The following is a 6657-nucleotide window of genomic DNA, read 5'->3' on the forward strand; positions in this document are numbered from 1 at the left end:
CGCTTTATTCGAGTGCGGGAGGCCATCAATAAAACCGGCCTGAGCAAATCCAGTATTTACGACATGATGGCTCAGGGCCAGTTCCCCAAAACAGTTCGCTTGGGAAGCGGTCGCTCAGTGGCATTTATCGAGGCTGAGATTGATGCCTGGATGGCTGAGCGTGTAGCCGCTCGCAATGTAGCAGCTTAGGGGGCAGGCATGAAAAAAGAAAAAGGCCGCACCAAGAAGAACGGCACGACCCAGCTTGAGCATCAACAGCATAGCACCCCGCATACAGCTCCGATAGTCAGCGGACAACGAGCACAGGTACTGAGCATATTGCGCCAAGGCCCCACCTTGAGCTTAAGCCTGACAGCGGATTATGCGATACCGGAAGCAGCAAGCCGCATCCATGAACTTCGTGAACGAGGTTTCAACATTGAAACACTGATCCAGGATGTGGTCATGTTCCGTGGGAGTGAGCGACGCAAAGTAGCTCTCTATGTGCTGAAGCACCCTGAATGGCCGCATCCCGACTTCTCCAGGGATGATCTACCTCCAGCCGCTTAAGGAATACAGCATGCAAAACGCACACTATGGGAGCATTGCCCAGGGCCAAGCTCTGCTATCAGATAGACCGTCAAATAAGCGACTGCAGCCAAATTTTGCGATTGGCTTGCCCGATAACAGCCAAGAGGGTACGATTCTTTATGCAACGGCAAAATCCGTTGCCGAGATTGGCGTCTCGCAAAGAATCTTGGAGCCGACCCACGCTCTTGCGTGGTTTTTTGTCGGTGCTCGTTCCTCATTTCTTGGGGCGCTGCTCGCCTACCCGGTCAGCAGCCTCTGCAGTGTTATGGCGGTTCGGGTGAGGGCCCTGCAAGGGGCGCTGGACTCCAAGGTCTCCAGTTACGCCAACCTCGCCCGGACTGCCACCAGAAGATTGGCGTCTCTCTGTGGCAGTAACAAGCGACTGACCTTGGAGGCTGCCATTATGGCTACTGTCCCCACCCCTGCTACATCCAAAACATTCACTTTTCTGATCGCTGCGCACGGCTGCCTTGTGGCCGATCTACCCCGCATTCGCACCGTTTCGACCACAGCCTATACCGAAGGCGAGGCCCGTGCCGCGCTGGCTGGTCTACCTCTAGTGTTCCTGTCCCGCACTCCGACTGGGGAGGTGGCAACATGACCGACCACACCCCATCCCGCTTAGAGGCACTCATCGAGCAGCTTGCCAACGCCTTAGAGCAAACCGACCTATGCCCCGTGGAGCGCACGCAATACAGCGCTTTGCTTGATGCCCTGCGCGTTGAGGCTGGTACCTGTCAGGAGGTGGCAGCATGAGGTATTTCGCATGGGCGAGCAGTACCGAGCAGCCCACCTTTACAGGCCCAATTAATCCGAGAACAGGAAAGCGCTCACTGGCTGGCAGCCTGAGCGTCTTTGGCTGGCGGCGTGACCGGGATCGTTTCATTGAGCAGACCAAGGGAGCCGCTGTTGCTGTCACCGCCAAGCAGGCCCGTGAGCTGAAGGCTGGATTGGATGAGCGGGCATTCAATGAGCTGGTAGCCGTGCTGAACGGAGGTGACCTATGAGCGAACGACTGATAGACGCCCTATGCCGCCGCATCTGGCGCGAACTGTACCGGGTGCCGGCGCTGCGGGTGCTGTTTCAACGACTGATGAAGGCCCAACGGCCACCCCATCACAATGCAACAGGGGGTTGCGATGAGTGAAATCGACAAGCTGGTGAGGGGGGTGGCACGGGCCTATCTGGCGGTGAGTGGTAACACGTTCAACCATCTGGGGGGTCAACTGCAGCTGGATCAGGAGGTGCTGACCATGGCGATCCACAACCAGATCGTGGGCGCTCACCTGAAGCACGCTGGCGGCAAACAGGGGCGAGAGGACGCCCTGCTGATGCTGCGCCATATGTTGCTTGGCGATGAGTTAACTCCTCTGGGCAGTCTGGTACTGGATGAAATGAATCGCGCTTTTTGTGCCGATGTGCGGCAGATGCTGGATGAGGGCAAGGACCCCATGGCGGAGCTGGCGAGAGAGCGGAGGGCCACACAATGACCATGGCAATCAAAGGGGGCGCAAGCCCCCGATTCATTTCTAATATAACCGCTGCTGCCTGTGGTCACTGGCCCGAACTGTTGGCGGCGGTGGGTATCGACACCCCGTACCGTGGCAAGCATGGCCCCTGCCCTGCCTGTGGCGGCAAAGACCGATTCCGGCTCGATGACAAGGCCGGTCGCGGCACTTGGTTCTGCAACCTGTGCGGCGCCGGTGATGGGCTTGACCTGGTGTGTCGGGTGCTGAGCACCACCCCGAAAGCGGCGGCTGAGCTGCTGGCACCGCTGGTAGGGGTCTCTGCCGCTGGCGTTGACCCCGCCGAGTGGGAGCGCATCTACCAGCAACAACAGGCCAAGGCGGAGCAGGCAGAGCGACAACGCGCACTGCAGCGCAGGAGGGCCGCCAGCCGCGCCGCAGCCATCGCGGGCGATGTGACCACAGGGGCGAGCCCCTATCTGGTGGGCAAAGGCATAGAGCAGCCCCAGACGGCGATCAGCCGCACCTTGATCCGCGAGGGGGGCGAGAACTTCCCTGCCGGGTCACTGGTGGTGGCGCTGACCGATGAGGGGGGCGCTCTGGTGAACGTTCAACTTATCCGGGCTGATGGCACCAAGCGTTACCTTGCTGCTGGGCAGAAGGTCGGGGCCTATCACCGCATCGGGGGTGGGGCGTTGGTGGCCGTAGTGGAAGGTTATGCCACCGGGCTATCGGTTCACCTAGCTATCAGGGCGACCGTCTATTGCGCCATGGATGCCGGTAACCTGCTGGCCATTGCCCAGATTGCCCGCCGCCAGCACCCAGAGGCCCGGCTCCTGCTCTGTGGCGACAATGACGAAGGCACCAAGGGCAACCCCGGTAAGGCCAAGGCCGAGCACGCCGCCGCAGCCGTGGGCGGGCTGGTGGCGCTACCGCCTGAGTTTTCAGGAGATTGGAACGACTACCACCAAGCCCACGGGCTGAGCAAGACACAAGAGGCCATCATGAGCGCGAGCACAGCACCAGTCACCAGCAATCAGATGAGCGAAAAGGGTCTGTCCATTGAGCAGACCCTTGGCGAAACCGCACAACAGGCCCAAGGCGCCAGCCAGAAGAAAGGGGCTCCCTGGCAGGCCGAAGTGGTACCGCTTCACCCGGCTCGCGATGACGAGACAAAGAAAGGTCAAAACCTGCCGATCGGGTTCGAGATCCGAGGTGATCGCCTCTGTGTCTGGGAACAGGTGGGACGGGGAAACGATGCCCGGCAAGAGCTGGTGCCCATATCCAGCCCGGTGCAGGTACTGGCTGAAACCAGTGACGAACACGGGCGAGGCTATGGCCGCCTGCTCGAGTGGCAAGATAGCGCTGGGCGGGTTCATCAATGGGCTATGCCGTCGCGCTCCCTGGTGCCGAGAAATGGTGATGATGTATTCGCCGCCCTGCTGGATGCGGGCCTACCGTTCATCAGTCTGGGCCACAAGCGCAAGCTGGCCGCTTACCTGATGGCCTGTCGGCCCGATAAGCGGATCACTTGTGTGGAACGCACCGGCTGGCATGGGCGGGCCTATGTACTGCCTCAAGGGTCAATAGGGCCTGACGCCGATGGGGTGATCCTGCAAACAACTGGCTACGCAGCCAGCGACTTTGTCGAGCGCGGCACCTTGGGCGAGTGGCAACGGGGGGTTGCGGCGCTGGCGGTGGGTAACTCCCGCCTCTGCTTTGCCCTGTCCCTGGCTTTTGCTGCTCCCCTTCTCTCTCTGGTAGGCATGGAGGGGGGAGGCTTTCACCTCAAGGGTGAGAGCACAGACGGCAAAACCACCATCATGAAGGCCGCCGCCAGCGTCTACGGCAACCCTGATCGCTACAGCCAAACATGGCGGGCAACCGGCAACGCCATCGAGGGGATAGCCAGCCGGCGCAATGATGCCCTGCTCTGCCTGGATGAGCTGGGGGAGCTGGACGGGCGCGAGGCGGGGCAGGTGGCCTATATGCTGGCGAATGGACAGGGCAAGGGCCGCAGCAAGCAGGATGGGGAGCTACGGGAGCGCAAGGCGTGGCGACTGCTGTTCCTCTCCACTGGGGAATTGAGCCTTGAAGATCACGCTGCCAGCGCAGGCCAGCGCACTCAAGCGGGGATGGAAGTGCGCACCATCCAAATCCCGAGCGACACCGGCCACCATGGGGCGTTCGAGTGGCTTCACGGCATGGAGGGCGGACGTACCTTCGCCGACACACTCAAGGCCCACTGCGACCACCAGCACGGCAGCGCCTTCCGAACCTATGCCGAGGCATTGGCCGGGGAGCTGGGAGCGCACAGCGAGCGGATGAGGGCCGAGATTAAGCGCATTGCCGCCGAGCTGACCCCGCAGGGAGCAGGTAATCAGGTTGGCCGAGCTATCAACCGGTTCGCGCTGGTGGCCGCTGCCGGTGAGCTGGCAACCCGGCTAGGGGTAACCGGCTGGCCCGAGGGGGAGGCGCTGCGAGCGGTGCGGGTCTGCCTCAAAGCATGGCTGGCGGAACGGGGCCACCTTGGCAACCACGAGGAGGCCGCCATCTTGGCGCAGGTACGCAAGTTCGTGACGGCGCACCAGTACACCCGCTTCGCCGACTGGTTCGATACCAATCACCGACCGGCCAACATGGTTGGCTATCGCAAGGTGGAATCGGATGGCGTGAGCTTCTTCGTGTTGCCCCCTGGCTGGACAGAGATCACAAAGGGGCGCGACCCCAAGCGCTCTGCGCTCTTGTGCCTGGAAGCAGGCTATCTGCTGACCGGCAAGGACAAGAAGCGACTACAGCGCAAGGCAAGGCTGCCGGGGATGAGTGGGTCGGCGTGGGTGTATCTGCTGACCGAGCGTGTATTAGCCGATGATGCGGAGGGGCAAGAGGACGAGTAACGCCAGCCAGAAGGAAGTGGAGGGCTACCGAGTGTGGCCCTTTTCTTTCCAGCCTCATGCGCGCGCGTGAAGAACAAAACAAAAATGGTGGGAACAGTGGGAACAAGGCTACCCAATGAGCCTGTAAGCCTTATGTACCAAGGGCTATAGCTGTTCCCACCTAGTCATGTTTTTGGTGGGAACAAGGTGGGAACAGTGGGAACAAAAAGGCCATGTGTTGAGGTTGTTCCCACCTGTTCCCACTACCTCCTAGCCTTGGTGGGAACAGAGAAACCCAGCAACGGCGCGGGTTAGCGGGCTTTGTTCCCACGTTCCCACTGTTCCCACCATTTTTTTTATATATACAGAGCGAACAGCCGATCAAGATCACACTTTTTCCGCAACAGGGGGTTGCATTGAGATTGACCAACGAACAACGCGAGCAGGTGATCACCCTGCGCCGCACCCATTCATTGAGTGAGGTGGCTTCTCTGGCTGGCCTCTCTCTGGGAACGGTGAAAGCCATTGTCAGCCGATCAGGGCTGTTCACCGACAACCCGAGACACCGGGCCATGTTCACCCTCCCCCCCATCAAGCCCAACGGGGAGACACTGCCAGCGGTGCCAGAGCTGCCGCCGCAGGAAGTGGTGACCGGGGATAAGGAGATCGACGCCCTGCTCTGGCTGCGTCAAGTTATAGGGACGGGTGACCCGGTACGCATTGCCCAGGCCAAGGAGGCGGCAGAGCGGATCACCACCCCGCCCGGCGAGCTGGAGCAGCGTTACGGCAAATGGCTGGTGGCTAAGGCGGGCCACATGCTTGCGGGCCTTGGCAGCATCGGCTTTGCCAACCTCGACGGGCTGGCCGAGCGAGCCATCACAAGGCGGGCCAATGAGGCTGAGGCCATCGGACGGTTCGGGGATGCGCTGTGGGACGACACCCAGGCGGAGGCGTTTTGTCAGGAGGTACTGAGAGGGCTGGAGCAAGACAGTTGGCAACTGCCGCCTAAACAGGTTGCGGAGCGGTTCAAGGCTGTGCCGGAACTGATGCCACACACACTTAGCGACTGCCTTCATGAGCTGGCCTACTGGAACGAGCTGTACCTGCTGCGCCATGCGTGCGACACGCAAGGCTATTACGAGAACAGCATAGAGGCACACGCCCGCGACTGGTTTGTGTTTGGTCTGCTGGCTGAACTGCGACCGAGAAACAGGGAAGAGGCGCGGGCAGCCTTGCGCTACCTGATGGGCAGTGAGCGAGACGACGCCCCCGAGGCAGAGCGGATCCTAGATAACCTGATCGGCTAGCTCTGCCCGTGAATCCGGGTAGTTTTACCCAGAAACCCGGGCAGTTTTGCCCAGCTAGCGAGACACTCTTACCAACAGGAACAAGTGTAGGCAGACGAAAACCAACTCCGTCATGTCTGCGTGGGAGGCGGTATGCCGACCGGTACGCCGACCGATACGCTGAAAGCCGCGCTGCTGCTGACTTGGGTGGTGTATGATATTCCACCAACCGGTACGCCAACCCAGACGCCTACCAGCATGTGCGATTGAGGAAATACCATGACCAAATCAAAGGAGCCTACCCCCTTCAAGAGGCCACCTCGCCATCGTCTCAGGGAAGGCCCGAGGCCGAACCTAGGATGGCACCGATATTTCCGCCGCCGCACCCGTTCGAAACATATCTGTTCGAGAGGCTGACAACCTACGCGCAGGGGTATCTGCCGCTACCTTGGCCTCACG

The 6657-nt window shown here is 60.7% G+C and carries 8 protein-coding genes; all 8 read left to right on the forward strand.

Annotated features, from left to right (window positions below):
- Window positions 1–189 (forward strand): helix-turn-helix transcriptional regulator (locus tag ACRAUW_RS15920; protein ID WP_431363062.1); only part of this gene is annotated, 189 nt, incomplete at its 5' end.
- Window positions 190–198: 9 nt separating this feature from the next.
- A complete protein-coding gene (locus ACRAUW_RS15925; RefSeq protein ID WP_279466463.1) occupies window positions 199–549 on the forward strand; it encodes a helix-turn-helix domain-containing protein in 351 nt (116 codons plus the stop codon).
- Window positions 550–559: 10 nt separating this feature from the next.
- Window positions 560–1171, forward strand: coding sequence for an ash family protein (locus ACRAUW_RS15930; protein WP_431363063.1), 612 nt, complete (start codon window positions 560–562; stop codon window positions 1169–1171).
- A 151-nt stretch (window positions 1172–1322) separates the two neighbouring features.
- Complete coding sequence (locus ACRAUW_RS15935; RefSeq protein ID WP_431363064.1) at window positions 1323–1577, forward strand: hypothetical protein; 255 nt, start codon at window positions 1323–1325, stop codon at window positions 1575–1577.
- A complete protein-coding gene (locus tag ACRAUW_RS15940; RefSeq protein ID WP_431363065.1) occupies window positions 1574–1717 on the forward strand; it encodes a hypothetical protein in 144 nt (47 codons plus the stop codon). Before ACRAUW_RS15935 ends, ACRAUW_RS15940 begins: the two co-directional genes overlap by 4 nt.
- A complete protein-coding gene (locus ACRAUW_RS15945) occupies window positions 1710–2060 on the forward strand; it encodes a hypothetical protein (RefSeq protein ID WP_431363066.1) in 351 nt (116 codons plus the stop codon). The genes ACRAUW_RS15940 and ACRAUW_RS15945 overlap by 8 nt, the downstream gene beginning before the upstream one ends.
- Window positions 2057–4933, forward strand: a complete 2877-nt coding sequence (locus ACRAUW_RS15950; protein ID WP_431363067.1) for a DUF927 domain-containing protein — start codon at window positions 2057–2059, stop codon at window positions 4931–4933. The genes ACRAUW_RS15945 and ACRAUW_RS15950 overlap by 4 nt, the downstream gene beginning before the upstream one ends.
- A 401-nt stretch (window positions 4934–5334) precedes the next feature.
- Window positions 5335–6219, forward strand: a complete 885-nt coding sequence (locus ACRAUW_RS15955) for a hypothetical protein (protein ID WP_431363068.1) — start codon at window positions 5335–5337, stop codon at window positions 6217–6219.
- Window positions 6220–6657 lie beyond the last annotated feature (438 nt).

This window comes from Aeromonas sp. (assembly GCF_050633025.1).
Taxonomy (GTDB): Bacteria; Pseudomonadota; Gammaproteobacteria; order Enterobacterales; family Aeromonadaceae; genus Aeromonas.

What these genes read in the sequence shown, in the direction of transcription:
- ACRAUW_RS15925 (WP_279466463.1), top strand. Translation starts at nt 199, where the DNA reads ATGAAAAAAGAAAAAGGCCGCACCAAGAAGAACGGCACGACCCAGCTT.
- ACRAUW_RS15930 (WP_431363063.1), top strand. Translation starts at nt 560, where the DNA reads ATGCAAAACGCACACTATGGGAGCATTGCCCAGGGCCAAGCTCTGCTA.
- ACRAUW_RS15935 (WP_431363064.1), top strand. Translation starts at nt 1,323, where the DNA reads ATGAGGTATTTCGCATGGGCGAGCAGTACCGAGCAGCCCACCTTTACA.
- ACRAUW_RS15940 (WP_431363065.1), top strand. Translation starts at nt 1,574, where the DNA reads ATGAGCGAACGACTGATAGACGCCCTATGCCGCCGCATCTGGCGCGAA.
- ACRAUW_RS15945 (WP_431363066.1), top strand. Translation starts at nt 1,710, where the DNA reads ATGAGTGAAATCGACAAGCTGGTGAGGGGGGTGGCACGGGCCTATCTG.
- ACRAUW_RS15950 (WP_431363067.1), top strand. Translation starts at nt 2,057, where the DNA reads ATGACCATGGCAATCAAAGGGGGCGCAAGCCCCCGATTCATTTCTAAT.